This is a genomic window from Roseibium sp. LAB1, assembly GCF_054658235.1.
The window spans coordinates 1,660,462-1,683,189 of sequence record NZ_BAAGIB010000001.1 but is presented as its reverse complement, the minus strand read 5'-3'; the positions used below and the strand labels follow the sequence as shown (position 1 = coordinate 1,683,189).

General features: G+C 58.4%; 19 protein-coding genes. 9 read left to right on the top strand and 10 right to left on the bottom strand.

Annotated elements, in window-relative coordinates; translation table 11 throughout:
* Positions 1–209: 209 nt before the first annotated feature.
* The 6 genes from ACYQ54_RS07890 to ACYQ54_RS07865 form a co-directional block, all read right to left on the bottom strand.
* Entirely contained in the window at positions 210–755 is a 546-nt protein-coding gene (locus ACYQ54_RS07890) for a hypothetical protein (RefSeq protein ID WP_460080876.1), read from the bottom strand.
* A 184-nt stretch (positions 756–939) separates the two neighbouring features.
* Positions 940–1,923, bottom strand: coding sequence for a DUF1214 domain-containing protein (locus tag ACYQ54_RS07885; RefSeq protein WP_460080875.1), 984 nt, complete (start codon positions 1,921–1,923; stop codon positions 940–942).
* A 113-nt stretch (positions 1,924–2,036) separates the two neighbouring features.
* Positions 2,037–3,536, bottom strand: coding sequence for a DUF1254 domain-containing protein (locus ACYQ54_RS07880; protein WP_460080873.1), 1,500 nt, complete (start codon positions 3,534–3,536; stop codon positions 2,037–2,039).
* Positions 3,537–3,606: 70 nt separating this feature from the next.
* Positions 3,607–5,154, bottom strand: a complete 1,548-nt coding sequence (locus ACYQ54_RS07875) for a DUF1254 domain-containing protein (RefSeq protein WP_460080872.1) — start codon at positions 5,152–5,154, stop codon at positions 3,607–3,609.
* 89 nt (positions 5,155–5,243) lie between these two features.
* On the bottom strand, positions 5,244–6,743 hold the full coding sequence (locus tag ACYQ54_RS07870; RefSeq protein WP_460080870.1) for a DUF1254 domain-containing protein: 1,500 nt from the start codon (positions 6,741–6,743) through the stop codon (positions 5,244–5,246).
* 80 nt (positions 6,744–6,823) lie between these two features.
* Positions 6,824–7,186 carry a helix-turn-helix domain-containing protein gene (locus ACYQ54_RS07865; RefSeq protein WP_460080869.1) on the bottom strand — a complete coding sequence of 121 codons (363 nt, stop codon included), beginning with the start codon at positions 7,184–7,186 and terminating at the stop codon, positions 6,824–6,826.
* A gap of 111 nt (positions 7,187–7,297) precedes the next feature.
* Here ACYQ54_RS07865 and ACYQ54_RS07860 point away from each other — a divergent pair, with 111 nt between their 5' ends.
* Positions 7,298–8,332, top strand: coding sequence for an AraC family transcriptional regulator (locus tag ACYQ54_RS07860; RefSeq protein ID WP_460080867.1), 1,035 nt, complete (start codon positions 7,298–7,300; stop codon positions 8,330–8,332).
* Positions 8,333–8,851: 519 nt separating this feature from the next.
* Here the strand turns inward: ACYQ54_RS07860 and ACYQ54_RS07855 are convergent.
* Positions 8,852–11,284: a GcvT family protein gene (locus ACYQ54_RS07855; protein ID WP_460080865.1), complete on the bottom strand. Its 2,433-nt coding sequence runs from the start codon at positions 11,282–11,284 to the stop codon at positions 8,852–8,854.
* Positions 11,285–11,292: 8 nt separating this feature from the next.
* A complete protein-coding gene (locus tag ACYQ54_RS07850; RefSeq protein ID WP_460080863.1) occupies positions 11,293–12,168 on the bottom strand; it encodes a choline/ethanolamine kinase family protein in 876 nt (291 codons plus the stop codon).
* Positions 12,169–12,814: 646 nt separating this feature from the next.
* On the opposite strand from ACYQ54_RS07850, the gene ACYQ54_RS07845 reads away from it, so the two are divergent.
* The 3 genes from ACYQ54_RS07845 (at position 12,815) to ACYQ54_RS07835 (ending at position 13,800) form a co-directional block, all read left to right on the top strand.
* Positions 12,815–13,024 (top strand): cold-shock protein, encoded by a 210-nt coding sequence (locus tag ACYQ54_RS07845; RefSeq protein ID WP_062491466.1) that lies wholly within the window; start codon positions 12,815–12,817, stop codon positions 13,022–13,024.
* A 134-nt stretch (positions 13,025–13,158) separates the two neighbouring features.
* A complete protein-coding gene (locus ACYQ54_RS07840; protein ID WP_460080861.1) occupies positions 13,159–13,383 on the top strand; it encodes a hypothetical protein in 225 nt (74 codons plus the stop codon).
* Positions 13,384–13,419: 36 nt separating this feature from the next.
* Entirely contained in the window at positions 13,420–13,800 is a 381-nt protein-coding gene (locus ACYQ54_RS07835) for a DUF6481 family protein (protein ID WP_460080858.1), read from the top strand.
* Positions 13,801–14,436: 636 nt separating this feature from the next.
* On the opposite strand, the gene ACYQ54_RS07830 is transcribed toward ACYQ54_RS07835, so the two are convergent.
* Both ACYQ54_RS07830 and ACYQ54_RS07825 read right to left on the bottom strand, forming a co-directional pair.
* A complete protein-coding gene (locus ACYQ54_RS07830) occupies positions 14,437–15,984 on the bottom strand; it encodes a permease (RefSeq protein ID WP_460080857.1) in 1,548 nt (515 codons plus the stop codon).
* Entirely contained in the window at positions 15,981–16,778 is a 798-nt protein-coding gene (locus ACYQ54_RS07825) for an ABC transporter ATP-binding protein (RefSeq protein WP_460080856.1), read from the bottom strand. The genes ACYQ54_RS07830 and ACYQ54_RS07825 overlap by 4 nt, the downstream gene beginning before the upstream one ends.
* A gap of 716 nt (positions 16,779–17,494) precedes the next feature.
* Here ACYQ54_RS07825 and ACYQ54_RS07820 point away from each other — a divergent pair.
* The 5 genes from ACYQ54_RS07820 (at position 17,495) to ACYQ54_RS07800 (ending at position 22,727) form a co-directional block, all read left to right on the top strand.
* Positions 17,495–18,373, top strand: coding sequence for an NAD(P)-dependent oxidoreductase (locus tag ACYQ54_RS07820; protein ID WP_460080854.1), 879 nt, complete (start codon positions 17,495–17,497; stop codon positions 18,371–18,373).
* Positions 18,374–18,533: 160 nt separating this feature from the next.
* Positions 18,534–19,331, top strand: coding sequence for an enoyl-CoA hydratase/isomerase family protein (locus tag ACYQ54_RS07815; RefSeq protein WP_460080851.1), 798 nt, complete (start codon positions 18,534–18,536; stop codon positions 19,329–19,331).
* Positions 19,332–19,409: 78 nt separating this feature from the next.
* Positions 19,410–20,876 (top strand): aldehyde dehydrogenase family protein, encoded by a 1,467-nt coding sequence (locus ACYQ54_RS07810; RefSeq protein WP_460080850.1) that lies wholly within the window; start codon positions 19,410–19,412, stop codon positions 20,874–20,876.
* Between the two features lie 28 nt (positions 20,877–20,904).
* The gene (locus ACYQ54_RS07805) at positions 20,905–21,810 is read left to right on the top strand and encodes a ketopantoate reductase family protein (RefSeq protein WP_460080849.1); all 906 of its coding nucleotides are present in this window, start codon (positions 20,905–20,907) and stop codon (positions 21,808–21,810) included.
* Between the two features lie 65 nt (positions 21,811–21,875).
* Positions 21,876–22,727, top strand: coding sequence for a PhzF family phenazine biosynthesis protein (locus tag ACYQ54_RS07800; protein ID WP_460080848.1), 852 nt, complete (start codon positions 21,876–21,878; stop codon positions 22,725–22,727).
* Position 22,728 lies beyond the last annotated feature (1 nt).

The window sequence follows — 22,728 nt, the reverse complement described above, 5'->3', positions numbered from 1 at the left end:
GGATGAGGGCCATCGGCGGCCAGCGCCGAAGGCCCCGGACAGAACAGAAGGCTATTCGAGGCAGCCGAATTCAGTACAAGCTTCAGCATGTCAAAGCCTCGCAACCAGTCTTCTTTCGAGAATCCGCTCACTTTTCCAAATGGCAAACGACAGCCACCTTATCAGAAAACCGCCGATCCTGTACCGCGCTCTGCATTCCCGGGTTGCATCTATCGATACATATATGCACGGCGATAAACGCGGCGCCGGGCGCCGGCATAGGAAAGCGGCGTCCTCGGCATACCGATGACATCGATGAAGACGGAGACATTTTCGCCCGTACCAGGCAACCCGCCTTCAATCGTCTTCACGGTGTAGACCAGATCATTGCCGTCGAGGCGCGGATCCATCAAGACCACCACCGATTGACGAAGCGTTTCCCCTTCAAGAACCGAAATGTCGGCATTCGGCGGATCCGAGAGAAAGCTGTCAGTGCCGTCGCTCCAAAACGGAAGGAATGCAACGGTGGTCATGTTGCCGGCGATCCGTTCCGGTCTGTCGGAAAAGAACAACGTCGTCGGGCTTACATCCTTCAGAGTCAGCGTCATTGTTGCTGGATCGAAAGCCATGCTTTTTGAGGTCTGGACAAAGAGGAAGTCAGCGTTTTCTTCCGCTGCTTGTGCGGCCGAGTGAGGGGCTGCCCCGGCGATCACCGCGGTTGCGGCCAGGCTCGTTACCAGTGTTCGTCTGTTTACTGCAAATTCCTGCGGTTTCATCGAAATTCTCCCAACAGATTGAAAGTGGAGCCACACCCGTTGCCTGGAAGTGGCTCAGGAACAGAATTTGTTTGGCTTTTCTAATCGTCTGGGAGGACCCTGGGTCCTCCCGCGCTACGCATTTAGGCTTGTGAAGCCGCACCCGAGATGGCTCGGATAGTCTAGTGGCCGGGCCGTTTTCCGGTCACTTCTTCCGCGGCGTCGGCGGACCCGGGAACGTCCATGTACCGTCCTGAATCGCTTCGCCCGGCTCATACATACGCACTGCGTAGTTCCAGCCGTCCATGATCGGCAGGCAATTCTCGACACCCTCGCCGCATCCGCCAAAGCGAATGGTGTAGGACCCATCACTGTTCGGCTTCGCGGTCAGGTCGTTGAGGCTGTAGGCATGAAGGTCATTTTCCTGAAAATAGCCTTTGGCGTTGTAAAGGCTGATCGACCAGAAACCCTTGACCGGCACATCCTTGACCTTGAGTTCGTATTCGCCCACCGGCAGGCCCGGCTGAACATTAACGTAAACCGCAGCCTTATCCGGCAACCCGCCCCAGGCGGACGCGGTGCCGATCAGGAAATGGACGGGGTTGACTTCCTCCTTGGAGCCGAAGGTGTTGATGTACCGCTTCAGCCCCTTGGCAAGATCGAGAACCGGCGCGAGTGTCGCCTCGTAGCTTGCCTTGTCGTAGTCCGGCATCACGAACGGTGCATCCGAACTGGCCGAAATCTCGATCATGTCCTGAAGCTTGTGAGCTTCCTCAAGATCCGCCTTGTCTTCCGGGTCTGCGAGCGTTCTGATGACAAGGCCGACGACAGGCGTATCGAACTTGTCCACTGTCAGTTCGTGAGCACCAGCACCATAGAAGACCTCATTGACGTAGCCGTCATTGTTGATGACCATCAGCGACATGTATCGCTTTCCGGCATCCGGCATGGTCACGGTCGCTCCCTTGGAAATATCGACGACGCCGAGGCTGTACAGCGTGTCGCGGTTCATCCGGATGACATTCTGCTTGTCGATCGGCGTCGGTGTCCGGTTATGGTGCAGCTTGTTGATGCCGTCCGCCAGCTTGATGATGCCGACAAACTCGAAGTCGGTCTGCGCCCTGTCGAAATTGTCGACATTGACGATGACAGGTTCGGCCGCATGTGCCGCCAGGGGAAGCGGGGTCATGGCAAGCGCGCATACCAGAGATAGAGAAGAAAAGCTTTTCATTCTAAAACCGAGCTCCATTTGATTTTTGGTGTTCGAAGGTGAATTGATCGGGATTTCAGGTTTCAGCAGCCTTACTTGACCAATTCGATTTCGCCCGGCCGCCAGGTCTTGTTGATCCAAGGCTCCAGCGGACCGTACATGCGCAGGATAGTGAACCAGCTCTTGCCCGGAATGGTCTGGAGCCAGTTGCCCTCCTTGCCCACTGGCGCCTCTGGCGCGAAATAAACGTCGTAGGATCCGTCGGCGTTCTTCTGCGCCCCCTCGCTCTGACTGCCCATTGTCGGAAATTTCTGACCAGTTTGCAGCAAGGAGCGCGTTTGCGTGTCGTAGAGCGTTACCGCCCAGAAATTATTGACCGGAACGTCCGGCGGCAGACGCAGCTTGTACGTTTTTGACCCATCCAGCGGTTTCTTGTCGGCATCAAGATAAGCCAGGGCATAGTCGGAACCTTGCCCGATAGTCGTGGCCGCCATCGCCTGTGTCACACCGGTCGCATTGAAATAGAACAAGACACGCGCATCGAGACCCATCGCGCCATTGGTCTCAAAGGTCGTGTTCTTGTTCGCATAGGCGGTTGTCCAGGCACTATTCGTGTCAGGATATATGAACACACCATCAATGCGCGGCTGATAGGTGATGGCCCGCGCCGTCGCGTTTCCGATTGTCGCCGCTTCGCCGAGCAGCTTCTTCATGCGCGCATCTGGTTTGAAGGGCTGGCCCTTCACGATACCGATCGCGGCCAGAAGTCCCCGTGCCTCTGGGTCGATCGCGTCGATGGGCTCTTCCTGAACCACCTGGTTGATGCCCTCAAAAAAACTGAAATCATTTGACGCAATCGTATTGTAGCTCTTGCCAGAGAAGTTGACGAACTCGGTTTCAGGCGGGTTGTCCGCCTGCGCCAGCGGATACACCTTGAGATTGGACTTGATGTTCTCGACCGCAGGCTCAAGACCCTTCGCGATGGAGCCGCGCAGGAACACGAGGTTGCTGTACGTGTCGGTTCTGATCACGAAATACCCTGCCGGCACCGCTCCCTGATAGTCAGGCGGCAGCATCAGGTATTTGCCGCCTTTCCCCTTGTCCGGCCCAATCGCGCCCAGGTTCTCGACAAATCTGAACCAGGCATCATCGACAAAGCCTAGCATGCCGGGCGGCAGTTCGATGACCAATGGGCCATCTTTTTTCAGATCCATGTAGCCAAGCGCATAAAGCGTCGATGTGTTCCCGGTCAGATAGAGGGATTCCGGCTGGAGCAGTTGCTCGGTGATCGTGAACTTATTGGACGCATCGGCGCCGATGCCCGCATTTCCCATCCGCATGGCGTGGAGCGAGGCCGCGCCCTGATTGTCCAAGAAGGCCGCCAGCCCCCGCATAAGATCGAGATTGTCATAGACCTTGTCGACAGTGTCGCCGACCGGTACGCCATCGAAGAATTTGAGGGGGCCAATCGACGTCTCGACCTTGTCGGGAATGGAGATTGACTCCAGTTCGGCCTTGCTGACCTCGGATGAGGCCGGCAATCCGGCGAAACACGCCAAGACGGTAGTGGAAAGAAGTAACCGCTTAATCATGTCACTGTCTCCTCGGTGTGGTCTGCAGGTCGAGGGCACCCGTCCGGGCGCCCATAGTTGATCATTCGGATCAATCGACCTTGATCACTTTCGGCATGTTGTATGTGCCATCTACCAGCGGCGCATAAGGTCCATAGAAGCGCGAGGTGAATCGGAACCCTTTGGCCGGCGCCGGGAGCCAGTTCTTGGCCTGATCAGGATCAGAGGGCTTTTCGTTCCGGATATAGATCACCAGCTTGCCGTCCTTGGCCACCAGCTCACCAGATTTCAGCATGAAGCTGTTGACGGTGTAGCGGTTGATCTCATTGGCCACGAAGTAGCCTTCGGCGCTGTAGATCGGGATTGACCAGAATTGGGTAACCGGCGGCAGATCGTTCATGTCGAAGGTCAGGGTGTAATTGTTCTTGCCATCGAGCGGCTTGCCTTCGGAATCGGTAAACAGGAAGGCTCCACCATGCGAGATGTTCTTGTCCGGTGCCGCCCAGGCTGCATCGGCGATGATCGCGCGGTCCATCCAACGGGTTTCGAATCCGCCGTCATTGCGTACGACGCCCCAGCCATTCATGTTTATCATGTTGGTCTTCAGCGTCTTGCGCACGTTGTCGAATCCGGCCTTGAACCCGGCCTCGAGTGCCGTTTTCTGCTCTGCCGTCAGCTTGGACCAGTCAAAGCTCAAACCCTTGCCGATGTTGAACGCCTCAAGCTGCTTGAGCATTTCGGCCTCCATGATCGAATCCTTGAGCGTTGGCATGGTCGGATCGTTCAGGATTACGCTGAGCAGGGTGAAATATTGCTCTGCAGTCTGTTTATCGACCTGACCGAACTGATATTCGGGCAGACCATCGGGAATGAGGAAATCGCCCTTCACTTTCTTTCTGTCGGCTTGGGCGATGCCCTTGTGGCCATTGGCCAGCCAGTCGGCCAAGGGCGTGATGGTCACCTGATCCTGATAGCCGTTGATCGTTTTGATCTCGGCAGCGGACCCGGTTTCGACAGCCATGCGGACCACGCCGTAAGCGGTTAGGGCCGGCCATTGTACGATGTCAGTGGTCGGGAAATCAGCCGGAACATTGCCGGTGAAACCCGGCGGCACCAAGATATATTTTCGCGCCTTAGTGCCATTGAAGGGCGACCCGACAATCATCCGAAATATCCCGTACTGATCCATGACCTGGACGCTGAAGTAACGGTCGGTGATCTCTGGCACTTCGATGACGACTGGACCTGCGCGGAGGTCAAGAAAGCCTGCGCCATAAAGCGTGGTCGCGTTCGGCGTGACCACAGGATAATCGGGGGTAATCTGCTTGCGCACCCATGCAAACTGGTTCAGGCCCGCATAGACAATATTGTGCTTGGCGTCATTCTGGGTGTAAGTCCAGCGCTGACCATAATAGATCGCCTGTTGCAGGCCGTAGATATAGGCTCGCTCTGCGACGGCCTCCGGTTTCTGCCCGGTCTGGGCCGGTGCGTTGGCGGTCATACCGACAAGTGCGATGGCGGCCAAGGCTTGGGTTGCGTGCCGCTTTGTGGAGTGCAGAGCACCGCTCGAACGTGCAAGCAATGCGCCGATCCACGTCGAGGCAGACGGCGTGGCAAGAAACCCATTTATCTGTGTCATCTTCTCTTTTCCGATGTGTCAGTGTCAGAACGCGCTTTGCGACGGGCCCTTGAGGGCGAATAGGCAGGGCATCTGCCCCGCCGACCCAATCACTCAACCAATTCGATTTCGCCCGGCCGCCAGGTTTTGTTGATCCATGGCTCCAGCGGGCCGTACATGCGCAGGATGGTGAACCAGCTCTTGCCCGGAACGGTCTGCAGCCAGTTGCCTTCCTTGCCTGCGGGTGCTTCGGGCGCGAAATAGACGTCGTAGGAGCCGTCGGCATTTTGGCTCATGCCTTTGCTCTGGCTACCGACGGTCGGGAAGTTCTGCCCGGTCTGAAGCTGAGAACGGGTCTGGGTGTCGTAGAGCGTGAGCGCCCAGAAATCATTGACTGGAACATCCTTGGGCAGGTGAAGCCTGTAGGTCTTTGACCCGTCGAACGGTTGTTTGTTGGAATCGAGAAAAGCCAGGCCATAGTCCGAACCTTGTCCCGGATGGGTGGCGGCCATGGCGGGTGTCACGCCGCCTGCATTGAAATAGTACAGCACCCGGGCGTCGAGGCTCATTGTGCCGTCTGCCTCAAAACTGGTGTTCTTGTTGGCAAAGGCCGTGGACCAGACGCTATTCGGGTCATCGGGATAGATCCTCACGCCATCAATGCGGGGATGATAGGTGATAACGCGCGCTGTCGCGTCCGCCAGCGTCGCCGCCTCGGTCAGGAGCTTCTTCATTCGTTCGTCCGGCGCGAAAGGCTTGCCCTTGACGATGCCGATTGCCGCAATCTCGCCGCGTACTTCCGGGCTGATGGCACCGATCGGCTCCTCCTGGATAACCTTGTTCAGGTTCTCGAAATAGCTGAAGTTACTGGCGAAGACTGTGTTGAACGGCTTGTTCGACATGTTGACGAATTCGGTTGCCGCCGGATTGGCCGCATCTTTCAGCGGATAGACCCTCAGCTTCGACGTGATGTTATCAACAGCGGGCTTCAGCCCGTTCTTGATGGAGCCGCGCAGAAACATGAAATTCCTGTTGGTCGATGGCTTCAGCAGGAAGTAGCCGTCTGGGACAGCGCCGTCATATCCCGGCGGCACCACCAGATACTTGCCGCCCTTGCCCTTGTCGGGTCCGGTGACACCCATATTGCCGGCAAAACGCTGCCAGGCATCGTTGAGGAAGCCAAGCATGCCGGGCGGCACCTCGATCACCGTGGGACCGTCCTTGGCAAGGTCTGTGTAGGTGTAGGCGTAAAGTGTGGACGTGTTGGCCGTTACCACGAGGGTCTGCGAATCCATCAACTGCTCGAAGAGGGCGATCTTGTTGGCCCCCTTGGCTCCGGCATTGGCCAGGCCCGTGCGCACGCTGAACATGGATACGGCGCCGACATTGTCGAGAAACACCTCCATGCCGCGCATACGGTCGAGGTTGTCATAGACTGCGGCGATTGTCGTGTCCTTGGGGACGCCATCGAAAAACTCGAGCGTCCCGATGGAGGTTTCAACCTTGTCGGGGATGGAGATCGCGTCGAGTTCGGCGGTTGAAACCTGCCCCAACGCAGGGCCAATGGCTAGGGCGAACGCAATGGCGCTCATGGCAGGCAGGCGTATCATTCGTCTTTCTCCTCGGACAGGTCTGGATCGCGTTCGAAGGTTACCTTAGGTCAGTCACTGCTTCTGCCCATTCCGCGCCACTATTCCGCGTCGGAGAGCCGGTCTGTTTGAGTTTTCCTGTAGGCATTGGGAGACTGGCCGGTCCATCTGGTGAAAGCCCGGGCAAAGGCACTTGGCGAACCATAGCCAAGCATTGCTGCGATCTCCTGAACCTTCAGGTCCGTCTCGCACAGTAGGGCTCTGGCGATCTTGAACCGGCTGCGCTCAACAAGTTCTGAGAAATTATGGCCAGGGTTGCTCAGTCTCCTCTGAAGTGTTCGCGGACTGGTCTCAAGAAGTTTTGCCGCAGCGTTAAGTGATATCGTACCGGCCAAAGCAAGCCCCGCGATCACCGATTTGATCCTGGTAAGCTCCTGTTCGGAACCATTCGTTCGGTGGGGCATCCGTGTTACCCGGAGTTGAGGGATGTTGAATGGTCACATTGACCGGTTGGAGATACGAACTCCAACCAATGCGCGCCAAAATTCAGGCGGGCGAGCCAAGGGGGATTGCGTTTGGAAAGCAGGCTTGCGCTCGTCCGAGCGACCCATCTGAACACGTATATCTCGGCATTGCGCGAGATAGGTGCTCCGGTCGACCGTGATCTTGCACATTCGAAATTGCCGAAAGACATTGAAGAGACCCCGGATCTCTACGTCAGCATCCCCGTTGCGTTGGAATGGATCGCGCGAACCGGTCATGACCTTCACCCCATGGAACTGGGACTGCTTGGCGCGCAGGCTGCCTCTCTGTCGTCTTTGCGTCCTATTCAACAGACTGCGATCATGACGGCACAAACCGGCCTGAAACGTATGGCGGCCTTGAGCGCCTTGTCGCGTTTCGAGGACAGCGCCCTTGAAATGAGCGTTCGGCACGAGGAGAACGATGTTCGCGTCATCTGCAACATGGCGGGTTTGGAGCGCCACCCTTACTTGTGCTTTGCAGACTGGTTGAACCTCCAGGCGGTCATTTCAGTCGTGCGCAGCGTGGCAGGGCCTTCGTGGTGCCCGAGCGAGTTGACCTTCGCATCAAGCCATCGTCTGCCCGATGCCATACACACGGCGTTTCCCAATACGCTCATACTGGCGGGCCAACCTCACACGTCCGTCGTCATCGGGCGCGGCTCACTCGCCTTGTCAACTGGTTTGTCGGCCCCGAGGGAGGTGCCCCCGCAGGCACCAGGAGATCAACATCAGGGGCAATCGGAGGACTGGGAGTTTGTCAGCCTTCTGCGAAAGTTGGTTCAGCCCTATCTGAGTAGCGGTCGCGCGGATATCGCCTTCTCCGCCGAGATGGCAGGCCTCAGCACGCGAACACTACAACGACGTCTCAAGATGTGCGGAAGTTCTTACTCCCAGATTCTTCAGGAAGCTCGCTTCGAGCTTGCGCGTAAGAACCTCGAAAATCCTGCGCTGAAGGTCATTGATGTTGCAATATTGGCAGGTTACGAGAGCCCCCAACACTTTACACGCGCCTTCCGCCGGTTTACGGGCATTACGCCAACGGACTATCGTCACCAAAACGACATGATGGAATCTGAAAGGATCTGATCGTTCTGTTCTCCTGGCGTAGTCGGACGAGAGCCTCCTGCTGAGCCTATGGGAATGTTCGCTTATGCAGAAGCGTTTGCTTATTGTGAAACAACGACTTCCTAAACTACCGTCCTAAATGTCCGGACTTCGTCACAGGCAACGATTTCCGCTAAGGAATGCATAAGGGAAAATCCCACCGTGTATCTCGACGGCCCCAACATCCGCTGCGAGCAGGAGCCTATCGACGATCTTTATTAAATAACGTCGGTTTGGGTAAAATGGTGCCAATAAGCCGCCAGTCCCCTCCCGGCCCCTTTTCGGTCATTCGTTCCGACCGCTGCGAATGTCGTCTCCCCACCCCGTTCTTGAATGCAATGCGTCTGGGATGAATGTGGGAGTTTGGCGAGATAGACGAGAACAGATGAACGTCCGAAATGAGGACGCTTTGCCGACCGGCGGGGACGGGCCCGAGAGGAGACCGGCAGGGTCCCTGTCTTGAAGGTCTGCTTTCTGCGTATTCGCCATCAGCTGACAATGTCAGGTCTTGACCCGTTCCATTTTCGGATCGTAGAGCGGAGCAAGCGTCACTTCGGCCTTTACCCGTTCCTTGCCGACTTCAAGTTCATAGTCGGCGGAAAGGACGTAGTCTCTCGTGACGCTCTCGGGATGCCGGACGTAACCAAGGCCAATGCTCTTGCCGAGCGTATGGCCATAGGCACCTGAACTCAGCCAACCGCACCGTTCTCCGTTTCGGTAGATCGTTTCCCGGCCGGACAGGATAACATCGCCGTCGGTCGTGAAGGTCGCGAGCATTTTTTTCACGCCGTTCTCGCGCTGTGCTTGCACAGCGCTGCGTCCCTTGAAGTTGGCAGTGGTCTTCATCTTGACGGCCCAGCCAATCCCGGCTTCGTCTGGCGTATGGTCCGGCCCGATATCCGCCCCCCAGGCGCGATACCCCTTTTCGAGGCGCAGCGTTTCGATCGCCCGGTAGCCAGCGTTGCGCAGACCAAAATCCTTCCCGGCTTCGTGCAGGGCGTCGTAAACCGTTTGCGCACATTCGCTTGGAAGGTGCAGCTCCCAGCCGAGCTCGCCGACATAGGTGATGCGAAGCGCGAGGACCGGGCTGCCGGAAATGCCGATCCTGCGCGCCTGACCAAAGGGAAACGCCTCGTTGCCTACATCTGCCCGGGTACAGGCAGAAAGAATGTCGCGTGCCCTCGGTCCGAACAGCGACAGCACGGCATTTGACGACGTAACATCGATGAGCTGGGCGTTCAGACCATGGGGAATGTTCCGCCTGATCCAGTCGAAGTCGTGCGTGGCAAAGCCTGTTCCGGTGACGATGTAATATTCGTCGAGAGCCGTGCGCACGCAGGTCAGGTCACACTCGATGCCACCATGGTCATTCAGCATTTGCGTATAGATGATGGACCCGACCGGTTTGTCGACACGGTTGGCGGCGATCCAGCTTAGCGCAGCCTCGGCATCCGGCCCCTTCAGGATAAACTTTGCGAAAGACGTCTGGTCGAAAAGGGCTGCGGCCTCCCTGGCTGCCTTGTGTTCCCGGCCGACCGGCCCGTGCCAGTTCGGCCGCTTGAAGGTGTAGATGTCGCGCGGTTCTTCACCAGCTTCGGCGAACCAGTTCGGCCGTTCCCAGCCAAGCTTTTCGCCGAAGACCGCGCCGGCCGATTTCAACCGGTCATAGAGCGGTGAGCGGCGGCAGGGTCGGCCGCTGTCGTGTTCTTCCGAAGGCCAGGCGATCGTGTAGTGCTTGCCATAAGCCTCCAGCGTACGGGTTCGCACCCAGTCGGTGTCGGCATGCGGCCGTCCGAAACGCCGGATGTCGACTGGCCAGAGGTCGCAGGGTGGCTTCCCCCTGGCGACCCATTCGGCCAATGCCATTCCCGCTCCGCCACCAGACGCAATTCCGAAGGCGTTGAACCCCGCTCCGACGAAGACGTTCGCCATTTCAGGAGCTTCGCCCAGAATGAAGTTGCCATCCGGGGTGAAACTCTCCGGTCCGTTGACCAATTGCTTGATGCCGACATTTTCCAGGGCAGGCACACGCGGCAGCGACAACTCCATCAGTTGTTCGAAATGATCGAAATTGCTGTCCAGCAGCTGATAATCGAACCGGTCCGGGACACCGTCGAGCGCCCAGGGAATTCCGTTGGGCTCGTACCCGCCCATGACAAGGCCGCCGACTTCTTCCTTGTAGTAGGTCAGCCGGTCCGGGTCGCGCAGGGTCGGCAGGTTGGAAGGCACGCCAAAGGCTTCCGTGATCATGTATTGGTGCTGGATGGACACAAGTGGCACGGTCACGCCGATCGTCGCGGCAAGTTCCCGGGTCCATTGTCCGCAACACAAGACCAGCTTTTCGCAGGCAATATTGCCCTGTGCGGTGCGCACGCCAGTCATGTTTCCGCGCTCGGTGAGGATCTCAAGAACCGGTGTGTTTTCGACAAGCTTTGCCCCGCCAGCCCGTGCCCCCCTGGCGAGAGCCTGGGTTATGTCGGAAGGACTCGCCTGACCATCTGTCGGCAGATAGGCGGCACCGACGATGTCGCTGATGTCCATCAGCGGCCACAGATCCTGCGCCTCCTTTGGCGTCAGCAACTGCATGTCCAGACCGAAACTATGCGCCGTGGTGGCCTGGCGCTTGACCTCGGTCCAACGTTCTTCGGTACAGGCGAGCCGGAGGCCACCATTCATCTTCCATCCGGTTGCCTGTCCGGTCTCTGCTTCCAGTCTGTCGTAAAGCGAGATCGAGTATCCCAGAAGCTGGGTGATATTGGCGTTGGAACGCAGTTGACCGACCAGGCCGGCGGCGTGCCAGGTGGATCCGGATGTCAGGGCCGCCTTTTCCAGAAGCAGAACTTCCTGCCCCATCTGCGCAAGATGATAGGCCGTTGCACAACCGACAATGCCGCCGCCGATAATGATGATCTTCGAAGATGAGGGAAGTGTCATGAGGGCTTTCACAATTCACGGAATTCGGAAAGAGCGGCGTTCAGCCGGTCCGTGTTTTCGCGGGTATAGGCGGCGTAGTCGAAGTCGAGATCCGAATGGATCTCCGATGTCATCGACCAAAGGGTTTCACGCATGAGGGAGGTGCACTTCATGGCCTTGTAGGCGCGCCATCTCGTTTCGGAGGGGGCTTCGAAATACTGTTCGAGCATCTTGCATTCCTGCACCTCGCTCAAGCCATTGTTGGAGGCAAGGCCGGCAAGATCGAACAGCGGCGAATTGAACCCGCCATATTCCCAATCGATCAGCCAAAACCTTTCGCCGTCATCGAGCAGATTGGCGGCAAGAAGATCATTGTGGCCAACAACGAGCTCAACCGGTCCGACCGCCTTTTCAAGACTGTCCAATGTGTCCATCAGATCCGGCAGCAAAGCCGAATGTACTGATCCATCGGCTTTCAGGCGCGCAGCATAGGTCCGGTTCACCTGGAACGGCCAGAAGGCGAGCACCGGCCCGGTGAGATGGCGCCCCAGGTCCCGGTGAACCCTGGCGACCAGCTCGATGATTTTCGTCAGGTTTCCCGGATCCCTGACATCGGTTTCCTCCAAGGTTTTTGCCTCTACGAAGTCCAGAACCAGGACGCCGGGTTCGTGATGAACAACCGCAGGCGAAACACCGGCCGCCTCGGCAGCCCTGCTGAGCGCCAGCTCGTTCCAGCGCATGACGCCGTGTTCGGGAATGTCATCACCCAGGCGTACGACATAACGGCGGCTGCCGTCCCGCACGAGGAGATTGACATTGGTGATACCACCGTCCAGCGGCATTATGTCCTGAGGATCGGAAAAGCAGGCAAGCGTCGCGGCGCGGGCAATTGCAGTTTCAGACATGCATCAACTCCCCAACCTTTCACACCGGCCTTGATGAGTTCGACCGGTGGCAATTGAAATGTCAATGGCCAATGAATGCAGACATGGTGTCCTTTAGCTTGCCCGCTGGAGTGCATCAGAAGGGCCCAAGCGAACAAATACGCGGACCTGATCATTTGCGCGGATGCGTTTTGGAGCGAATTTCTGCCGCGACGACAAGTTAAGCCTAATGTGATTGCCTATGGTGCTCTACACCAAAAGGTAAATTCGATCATCGCACCTATCGATTATTCACACCGGCCCGAGGGTCTACTTCCCACCCTTTTTGAACCTTCGTATGTCGCACCGCGAATGGCAGCTTTGCAGACTGGACCAGTATCTCCCGAACGACCGACATGGGGACGCCTTGTTGACAGACAGCCCTGAGGAGGACAGCGGTTGTTCGTGAATTTTCGCGAGAACAGCTGCATTACAAGACCAAAACCAGAAGTTGACATTCTCATTGAAAGTCCATAAACACACGACATCGATATTTTCTTGCCGAGCTTTGGTTACAACGCGATTGGCACCGCGTTCCTAACGAACCCTCCCTTTAAAGCATCGTTATCATCACCTGTGAGCCCTCTGGCTTGCCGGTTCCTCTCTCTATGCTATGAAAGGGTTCATCATGACCACTGGCACAGTAAAATGGTTCAATTCCACCAAAGGCTTCGGCTTTATCCAGCCTGACAACGGCGGCCCGGACGCCTTCGTCCATATCACCGCTGTCGAGCGTGCTGGCATGCACGAAATCGTTGAAGGCCAGAAAATCGGCTACGACATGGAGCGCGACACCAAGTCGGGCAAGATGTCCGCCTGCAATCTGCAGGCCGCCTGATAGATCCGGAATCTGCTTTCCCTTGACCACGGATGTACTGGCACTGTCGAAAGCATGAGACCAAGCAAGGTCAGGCAAGTTGCCTGGCCTTTTTCGTACTTGCTCACTGGTGAGCGGCCTCTACGAGGAAAGCCTTGACCGAGAATTACAGCAAACTTCGCCAGCAGGCCGAATCCGCTTTTGGAAAAGCCCAGTCGCAACTCTTCGAACGCCAACGTGCGATTGAAGACCTGAACTCGATCGAAATCGCCCGCAACGAAAAGACCCGGAGACTACGAGAGGCTCGGCTTGCCAAGGAATTGCAAGACAGTGTGACCTCTGCAGCCAAGCCGGCTTCGAAACGGGCAAGAAAGCCCTGAAGCCGCTATACGTATCCCGTCAAATGGAATTGAGATTTGAAAAGAATTACAAACAACGAACACACCGACCGTCGCAGCGCTGCGAAGGATGCCAAGTCAGCCCTTGTTGAGGCCTTTCGTGCCGCCAGGAAAGCTGCCGAACCGACCCGCGAAGCCAAACAGGCAGAGCGGCGCTTGATCGCCGAAGCTCGTGAACAGCGCCGGGCCGAGCGCGAGCAGGCGAAACTTGAAGAACAAAATCGCGTTGCCACGGAAGCAGCAGCAAGAGATGCCGCCGTTGCTGCCGCAGCCAGAGCTGAAATCGATGCGCGCGAGCTGGCTGACAAGACCCGTATCGAGCGCGTCCTGCAGGACGAGGCAGCTCGGAAAGCTGAACGCGACCGGCGCTACGCAAATCGAAAGGCCCGTCAGGCCTAGAGTTGTCATGACGCATGGTCGTGCTCCTACCTTTTGAAAGTGACCACAACCATGCCCTTGGCGCGTCCGGTCTCGACATAGGCCAAGGCGTTTTCCGTCTGCGTAAACGGAAACACCTTGTCCATGACGGCCGGATGACGCCTGCGACAAGATCCGTCGCCCGGGTGATTGTCGACCTATGTCAGACCATCTGGCCGATCGCAGAACTCAGCCAAGAGAAATGATGGATCTGGATCCATTCAACAGTCGGCCGCTTCGAGGCGGCGGGCGAGTGTGTGCGATGACTGAATTGGCGGCGCATCTCGCTCATTTGTTCTCCACGCAACGAATGTCCGGTTTTGGAAACTCGACGCGTGGCATTGCATGTCCGAAATGGGGACACTTTGCCGACCGGCTCAGTTGGGGCCGAAAGGGGACGGACGGCATAGGCGCCCATCTCAAACTTTGCCGACACGTGTCATCGCTGGATGCGCTTTCGTTTCCGGCTCACCAGCGGACGTTGGATCAACGGAAAACAAAGGGCCCGGAGGGATGCCAGGCGGGTCAGGTCAGCCCATGTCGTGTGGTCACGAAGCCAAAACGATTGGGTGATGGCAAGACCTGCGAACCTGCGTGATCCAACTGCCCGAAAACGCATCAGGCTATTGCGCTGTGCTTCGGCCTGATACTCCATGCGATCCCAAGCACACATAGGAGCAGGATAACAGGGAGGAGCGCCAGAGGGCTCCCTGCCGCGATGAGTGCTGTGCCGGCCGCGCAAGCAATGGATGCCGCGGCCTCCGTGAGCGTTGAAGCATTCGAAGCGACCTGCCGGCGTCGGAAGGTGCTGCGTTTGGCTTGCGCTCGAAACCAGAGTTGAACCAGGATTGCACTTGCTGCCGCGATCATTGCACCGGCCGCGGTGACCACAGCGCCCCACAACGATACGAGTGCCAGACCCAGAGTAATCGGCAGCACTATTGCCGCGATAAGCGTCAGGACCGACAACACCTTCGCCCACAGGCGTGTAAACGCAGAGATGGGGGCCGTCGCGATCAGATCGGGTGCATCCTCACCGGAGATGGTCAGCCAGGCAAGGCCGCCGGCAAGCTGTCCGATCGCCATGACGACAACGGGAGCGACTATCGCTGAAATCTCGGTGTTCTCGCCAAAGCTGACCCAGAGCATGACAGCCGGCGGGATGAGATAGAGAACCTGCATCAACGTCTGGGATACCAGCCAGGGATCGCGGGCGATCAGCTTGAGTTCTTTAAAAACGAGCGCGCCGAGTTGCGAATAGCCGCGAAAGGCCCTTCCAGATTTGCGTCCAAGCGGGGTCTTTTCCGTGACGCCGAGCGCAAGCACGACAATGCTGCGAAACTGTACCGCACCCCACCAGGCTCCCACCGCAAAAAACGTGACAGAAACTACGAAGATCAGAAAGACGGCACTGGTCTGTCCGGCCACCGCGTGGGCGAGGAACCACCATGCAGAGCCTGCACCTGGCGCATGGTTTGCCAGGAAGGCCGGATCGAAAAGCGTGAACCGCGACATCGATCCGAAGGAGAGGATCGCAACCACCTGCATCCCGATCAGGAAGGCTGCGCCAACGACCGCAGCCAAGATTTGCGCATAGAAGCGTGTACGCTGCGCTCCGACCGTTCGGAACAGCGCGAGTGTGATCAACACGCCTGCCCCGGTTGCAGTCAGCGATACCGCCAGGAGAACCACATATCCCGCAAACCAACGTTCTCCGCCCAGCGCCACCGCAACGTTGAGGAAGGGAGAAATCACCAGTGCCGACATCGCCCAACTCGTCAAAGCCATCATGACGATGCGCACAAGGAAAAGGTCGCGGGAGGGAGCGGGGGAAGACAGGATCAGGTCGAGGTCGTCTCGGGCGTAGAACGCACGCGTTACCGACTCCATCGCCTGTGACAGCATCATGGTGAAGCTGAGCAGTACCGTGACCGAAAGCATCGCCTGTGCGGTCTGATCGAGCACAAACCCTGCGCCGAGACGGGGTGATAGCACGGCGTAGGCGATCAAATGCATGATCGCATAGAATATGCTCATGCCGATCAGTGCGCGCCGCAGGCTGGTATTGCGCCAGCCTGAAAACATCCAGGCCCAGTCGCGCCAGGCGAGCCGCAGCTCATGGCGAGAAAAACGCAACAGGGCAGAAGGTGCCGCTATCGCTCTCATGCCACTTTCTCATCAAGGTAGTCCGCTGCGCTAGCAAATGCTTCGCGCTCAAGGTCACCGCCCACGATTTTCAGGAAAATGTCCTCCAGCGAATTGCCATCGGCGCTCGCGCCTTCGCGCAACTCCTCCAGCGTTCCTTCTGCAACGAGTTGGCCGCGAGCGATAATCCCGATCCGGTCAGCCATGCGCTCCGCGACTTCAAGGATATGTGTCGTCATGATGATCGACACGCCTTGCGCTACAAGGCCGGTCAGCACCTTTTTCACCTGCCGCGCAGATCCTGCATCAAGTCCGGTGAGCGGCTCATCGAGGATTATCAAACGCGGTTCATGGATCAAGGCGCCGGCCAGCGCCACTTTCTGACGCATCCCTTTCGAGAACCCGCCACAGCGTTCGTTGGTATGGGGGCCAAGTCCAAAGGATTCGAGCAGACTGTCGGCCTTGAAGCTCGCGAGGTCCGGCGGCATGCTCCAAAGGCCTGCCACGAACTCGAGGTATTCGAGCGGTGTCAGCTTGTCATAAACCATGGGTTCGTCCGGCACCCATGCAAGGACTTTCCTGGCGGCAATCGGGTCCGCAAAAGCGTCGATACCGCAAACCTTGACGGTGCCCGCATCGGCCTGGAGCAATCCCGCGACCATCCGCAGCGTCGTTGTTTTGCCTGCACCGTTCGGGCCCAGCAAGGCATAGAATTCGCCCTCACGCACCTTCAGAGAGAGATCATTGACGGCGGGTTCGCTGAAGCGCTTGTGAAGGTTGAGAATTTCGAGGGCAGCGGTACTGGAAGATGGCATCTGTCTCTCGTCCATAGGTGGTTCAGACCAGATTACCGAGTGGACCTTTCTCTAGGGTAAAACCCGGTCATTTCCGCGCATTGAAGCCCCTGGAACGAAAAAGGGGGTTTGAAAGACAGGGTCGGTCCTTCGAGAAAGGAACTTCTTACCTCCATGTAATTGCGACTTCTCACTCCTGAACAGACTTGGCAAATAACGGCCCTTTGCAGTGATAGGTCGCGGTCTCAATCGATGGCGGCTTCGCGTCCCCATGTTGGTCGTTTACGATCTTGCACCCAGTTCCGGAAATCAACCCTTCGCTGCACTCTGCAAAAGGTCACCAAAGGGCGGGAAGCGGGCTTTCGCTGCGGTCCAATCGAATTACCGTAATGGGGCCGGGAAGAGACTGTCGGGTTTCGTGCGCAAAGTCATTCAAGCGGACATTCCGCGTGTCCAACTGAGTGTAAGTTCCGGCCCACTGCCAGGTTTCAGTTGATTGTTAAACTTGACTGATCAATTCCTAAATTTTTGCAGATTGTCTGAAGTGAATAGAGCGTTTACGGCTACGGGTCTGCCTGGAAAGCTGGCCGCTGGCGACAACATCGTTGATCAAAGGCTCGTTCGCCGCCAGCTTTGCAGGCCGATAAATCAGGATGCTGCCACAACGGGTTAGCTCACCAATACCCCCAACGCACGCCGAAACTTGCTGGCAGCGGTAGACGAGAAGGAACTTCAGAATGAAGAAGGTCGGATTGATCGGAGTCGGGCTGATGGGCCACGGCATTGGCAAGAACATCGCCGGCAAAGGCTGGGAGCTTCACTTCCTGGAACACGCGGGCAACCAGCCGACGGCCGATCTGGTGGAACTCGGGGCGAAGTCTCACGACAAGGCAAAAGACCTCGCAGCGGCTTGCGACATTCTCGTCCTATGCGTGACAGGTAGCCCGCAGGTAGAAGACGTCCTCATCGGGTCGGGCTCGGTCCTCACTGCCTTGCAGCCCGGGTCTATCGTGGTCGATTGTTCGACCGCAATACCAAGCTCCACCCGCGCACTCGCCGCCAGGGTACGCGAAGTGGGCTGCGATTTTGTCGACGCGGCGATGACGAGGACCCCGAAGGAAGCCGAAGAAGGGCGCCTTAATCTTCTTGTCGGCGGGGAGCCTGCGCCCGTCGCACGCATAAGACCGCTGCTGGAGAGTTTTGCTGAGAACATCTTCGTGGCAGGCGGAGTAGGAAGCGGTCACCAGTTGAAGCTGGTCCACAACATCATTTCGCTGGGAACCGTGACGCTGATCGCCGAGGTCGCGGCCTGTGCCCTCAAGGATGGGATGGATGTTGCCGCGATGGTCGATTGCCTTCGCAAGGGCGGTGCCGGCGGCGCTGCGCTGGAACGCGTTGCGCCCTACATCCTCGAAGGCAATTCCGACCAGCTGCGATTTACCATCAGCAATGCCTACAAGGACGCTGGTTACTACACTCAAATGGCCGCCGAAATGGGAGCAGCGCAGACGATGGCCAATGCCGTCTATCAGACCTTGGGAGGTCTGGTCGAGCAGGGCGAAGGCGATGCGTTCATGCCGGAACAAGTGAAACTGCTGCAATCGCCCCTTGCTTAGGGACGGGGCAGCCCTCGGGCTGTCGAGATCTGGATATATCAGATCAACTTAGTAATGCTTAAGGTTATGCAGATTGTCTGAATTGTATGGCCGCAATAAAGTGGCGTTACTGCACGCCGGCTTGGCGTTAACGCATGGATAACGCTCAGGAAAATACGACATGGTCAGCTCAAATGTAGATTGTTCCGTGCGCGACGGGATTGCCACCGTTACGTTGAACAATCCTCCCCTCAATGTCTTCAAGATCGAGATGACAGGGGAACTTGACCGGATTCTTGAGGATCTGCGCCGGGACAACACGGTTCGCGCGATCGTTCTGACGGGCGCGGGCAGAGCCTTCTGCGCCGGGTCCGACATCTCCGAGTTCGAGGCCTTCCACGAACCGGGAAAGGTTGTCGAGTTGAAGCTGCGGCGCCAGAACGCGGTGTTCGAGAAACTGGATACTTTCCCCAAGCCGATCGTCGCCGCCATTCACGGCCTTGCCTATGGCGGGGGACTCGAAATAGCCATGTGCTGCGACTTCATCGTCGCCGAAGAGGATTGCCGCTTCGCGTTGCCGGAAATGCGCCTGGGCGTGTTTCCGAGCAGCGGCGGGCCCTACCGGACGGTGCGCCGCATCGGCCCCGCCCGGACCAAACAGCTCATCTTTCTCACCGAGCCAGTCGATGCGCAACGTGCGCTCGACTGGGGTCTGATCGACCGCATCGCGGTGAAAGGAGAGGCCGTTCAGATTGCCGGGCAGCTTGCCGGCGAGATGGGGAAACGCCCTCCCAAGGCACTTGCGCTTTGCAAGGCCTTGATCAGCGACGCTACACGTCTGTCAACGGCCGAACTGATCTCGCATTCCCTTGACGCCAGCGATCAGGTCTTCGCCTCCGCCGATTGCCGGGAAGGCGTGCGGGCCTTCTTCGCCAAGGAAGAACCGAATTTCGGGATGAATAAAGACACTCGAGATTAAACGCTGAACCCGGCCTCAGCCTTGATCATCCGTGCCACAGGTATGGGGAAGTGCCGGGTATTCGCAAAGGACATCACGATGAACGATACCGCCACAAACGCTGCGCTGACGGTTCCCAAGCCTTTGAACCTGATCGGTAACAACTGGATCCCGTCGCAGACCGGTCGGGTTCTTCCGGTTGTATCCCCGATTGACGGCACGACCTTTGCCAAAATCGCAGATAGCGGCTCCGCGGATGTGGATCTGGCCGTCGCTGCTGCGAAGGAGGCGTTCGAAACCGGCCCATGGTCGACCCTGACCGCGACGGAGCGCGGCAGGCTCATGCTGAAGCTGTCAGCCCGCATCCTCGAGGAAGCGGAGCCCCTGGCGCAGCTCGAGACCAAGGACAATGGCAAGCCGATCAAGCAAGCCCGCACTGACATGATCATGGCGGCCCGATACTTCGAATTCTACGGTGGCGCGGCGGACAAGTTCCACGGCGAGGTCATTCCGTTCATGAACGGCTATGACGTGGCGATGTACCGCGAACCGCATGGCGTCGTCGCGGTGATCCTTCCGTGGAACTACCCGGCCCAGCAGATCGGGCGGTCGATCGCGCCCGCGCTCGCAATGGGCAATACCGTCGTGCTGAAACCGTCGGAGGACGCCTGCCTGAGCGGGTTGCGTATCGCGCAGCTTGCCGTTGAGGTCGGATTTCCCGCAGGTGTCTTCAATGTCGTGACCGGTCGCGGGGAAACCGTCGGCAAGGCACTGACAGAGCACCGGGGCGTGGATTTCATCTCCTTCACAGGATCGCCCGAGGTTGGGGCGATGATCCAGATCGCGGCGGCAAAGAACTACGTCGGTTGCACGCTGGAGCTTGGCGGAAAGTCGCCGCAGATCGTCTTCGAAGACGCCGATCTCGAAGCGGCTATCCCGGTTCTGGTAGGCGCCCTGATCCAGAATGCCGGCCAGACCTGTTCGGCGGGCAGCCGGGTGCTGATCCATCGACCGATCTACGACCGGGTCGTTGCGGAGTTGAAGGCGCGTTTCGAGGCCATCGAGGTCGGGCCGTCAGGCGAAGATGCGATCATGGGACCGCTCATTTCGGCCAAGCAAAAAGTCCGCGTCGAAGCCTATATCGCTGAAAGCGATCAGCCGATCATCGCCCGTGGCCGCATCGGTGCCAACACGCCGGGCGATGGGTTTTACGTCGCGCCGGTCCTGTTCGGGCCCTGCGAACCCAAGTCCAGGATTGCGCAGGAAGAGGTGTTCGGCCCCGTCCTCTGTGTTATTCCGTTCGAGGATGAGGCCGAGGCCATCGCCATCGCGAACGGCACCGAATACGGGCTTGTCGCCTCGGTCTGGACCCGGGATGGTGCCCGCCAGAAGCGGGTTGCGAAAGCGCTGCACTGCGGGCAAGTCTTCGTCAACAACTTCGGCGCTGCTGGTGGTGTGGAACTGCCTTTCGGCGGTGTGCGCAAATCGGGGCACGGGCGGGAAAAGGGCTTTGTCGCCCTGCACGAATTCTCGCGGATCAAGACCGTAGTAAACCATTACGGCTGAGCCAACCTCGGGCGACAAGGAGGATGCCATGAAAATCGCGGTGATGGGAGCGGGCGCAGTTGGCTGCTATTACGGAGCCATGCTGGCGCTGGCCGGTCACGAGGTCGTGCTCGTCGGGCGCGCCACGTTCGTTGATGCGGTTTCGCGGAATGGCCTGATCCTGGAGAAAGGCGGCGAACGTCTTGTCGCCACGGTCAGGGCCAGCACCGATCCTTCGGCGCTCGCGGGGGCCGAGATGGTGATGGTCTGCGTGAAGTCCGGCGATACCGAACAGGCCGGGCGACAGATCGCGCCGCATCTTGCACCGGATTGCACAGTGCTCAGCCTGCAAAACGGGGTCTCCAACGCCGAGACGCTTGGCCGCACCACCGGGCAACCGGTGCTGCCCGTAGTGGTCTATGTCGCCAGCCGCATGAATGGCACCGGCGTTGTGCGCCACGAAGGCCGCGGCGATCTGGAACTGTCGGGGCAAGGCGCTGAAGAAATCGCACAAATTCTCAACGCGGCCGGTGTCGAAACGCGGGTTTCCGAGGATGTCATGGCGTCGCTCTGGGCCAAGCTGGTGGTGAACTGCGCCATCAATCCGCTTTCGGCGGTTACCCGATTGCCGTACGGAAAAATGGCGGCACAGGAAGGTATTCGGCAGCTGATGGAGGATATCGCCCGCGAAGCCCTTTCCGTCGCGCAGGCGGAAGGCGTCTCGGTGCCGGATAGCGTGTTCGAGACGATTCGCACCATACCGGTCTCGATGGCCGGTCAGTTCTCATCCACCGCCCAGGACCTCATGCGCGGAAAGGCGACCGAGATCGACTTTCTCAATGGCGAAATCGTGCGACGTGCCACCCGACTTGGCATCGCCGTCCCGATCAATCGCACCTTGACCCTGCTCGTAAAAAGCGCCGAACGCGGTGAGGTGGGCAACACTCAATCCTGAACAGGCAACACGCGATCACTCTCCATCATAAATGGGGGCTCGCGCTTCAAGTCGAAAGTGAAACGATGAAAGTCCAGCATATTGCAGCCTTTTCAAGCGGACAAAACGGCGGCAATCCGGCGGGCGTCGTCATCTGCGACGTATTGCCCGAACCGGCGGTGATGCAGAAAGTAGCCGCCGATGTCGGCTATTCTGAATCCGTCTTTGCCGCGCCGGCCGGCGAGGCGTGGCGGGTGCGTTACTTCGCGCCCGAGGTCGAGGTGGACTTCTGCGGCCATGCCACCATCGCGCTCGGCGCCGCGCTGGCCCGGCATGAGGGACCGGGCCTGTTCACGCTCGATATCAATCGCGCGCGCATTACCGTCGAGGGCCACCTTTCAAAATCGGACTGGGGCGCTTCGTTCCAGTCACCGCCCACCCGCAGTGGCCCTGTCGCGCCTGCCGTTCTGGAAGAAGCGCTCGAACTTTTCGGCCTCAGCCCCGCCGATCTCGACACGCGAATACCGCCTGCGGTCGCGCATGGCGGCGGTGACCATCTGGTGCTGGCGATGAAGGACCGGGAGACACTGCGCGCAATGAAGTATGACTTCGAAAAGAGTCAAGTGCTGGCCGAACGCGAGGGGTATGTCACCTTCAATCTCGTCTACGCTGAGACCGCCCAACTGTTCCATGCGCGCAATCCGTTCCCGCTTGGTGGCGTCATCGAGGACCCGGCAACCGGGGCTGCCGCGGCGGCCCTGGCCGGATATCTGCGCGATCTCGGCTGGCCGCATGCGGGCGCTATTACCATTCACCAGGGCGAAGACATGGGCGTCCCGTCCCGGCTGCAAGCCGAAATCTCGCCCGAGCCCGGCGCGAGCATCCGGGTGACCGGAAGCGCCCGCACGATCCGCGAACCGCAAATGATGGAGATTTGAG

Coding starts and splice junctions, on each gene's coding strand:
- ACYQ54_RS07815 (WP_460080851.1), top strand. CDS start 18,534: ATGGTCAGCTCAAATGTAGATTGTTCCGTGCGCGACGGGATTGCCACC.
- ACYQ54_RS07850 (WP_460080863.1), bottom strand. CDS start 12,168: ATGTCTGAAACTGCAATTGCCCGCGCCGCGACGCTTGCCTGCTTTTCC.
- ACYQ54_RS07880 (WP_460080873.1), bottom strand. CDS start 3,536: ATGATTAAGCGGTTACTTCTTTCCACTACCGTCTTGGCGTGTTTCGCC.
- ACYQ54_RS07870 (WP_460080870.1), bottom strand. CDS start 6,743: ATGATACGCCTGCCTGCCATGAGCGCCATTGCGTTCGCCCTAGCCATT.
- ACYQ54_RS07825 (WP_460080856.1), bottom strand. CDS start 16,778: ATGCCATCTTCCAGTACCGCTGCCCTCGAAATTCTCAACCTTCACAAG.
- ACYQ54_RS07875 (WP_460080872.1), bottom strand. CDS start 5,154: ATGACACAGATAAATGGGTTTCTTGCCACGCCGTCTGCCTCGACGTGG.
- ACYQ54_RS07885 (WP_460080875.1), bottom strand. CDS start 1,923: ATGACCCCGCTTCCCCTGGCGGCACATGCGGCCGAACCTGTCATCGTC.
- ACYQ54_RS07865 (WP_460080869.1), bottom strand. CDS start 7,186: ATGCCCCACCGAACGAATGGTTCCGAACAGGAGCTTACCAGGATCAAA.
- ACYQ54_RS07800 (WP_460080848.1), top strand. CDS start 21,876: ATGAAAGTCCAGCATATTGCAGCCTTTTCAAGCGGACAAAACGGCGGC.
- ACYQ54_RS07805 (WP_460080849.1), top strand. CDS start 20,905: ATGAAAATCGCGGTGATGGGAGCGGGCGCAGTTGGCTGCTATTACGGA.
- ACYQ54_RS07830 (WP_460080857.1), bottom strand. CDS start 15,984: ATGAGAGCGATAGCGGCACCTTCTGCCCTGTTGCGTTTTTCTCGCCAT.
- ACYQ54_RS07845 (WP_062491466.1), top strand. CDS start 12,815: ATGACCACTGGCACAGTAAAATGGTTCAATTCCACCAAAGGCTTCGGC.
- ACYQ54_RS07890 (WP_460080876.1), bottom strand. CDS start 755: ATGAAACCGCAGGAATTTGCAGTAAACAGACGAACACTGGTAACGAGC.
- ACYQ54_RS07820 (WP_460080854.1), top strand. CDS start 17,495: ATGAAGAAGGTCGGATTGATCGGAGTCGGGCTGATGGGCCACGGCATT.
- ACYQ54_RS07810 (WP_460080850.1), top strand. CDS start 19,410: ATGAACGATACCGCCACAAACGCTGCGCTGACGGTTCCCAAGCCTTTG.
- ACYQ54_RS07855 (WP_460080865.1), bottom strand. CDS start 11,284: ATGACACTTCCCTCATCTTCGAAGATCATCATTATCGGCGGCGGCATT.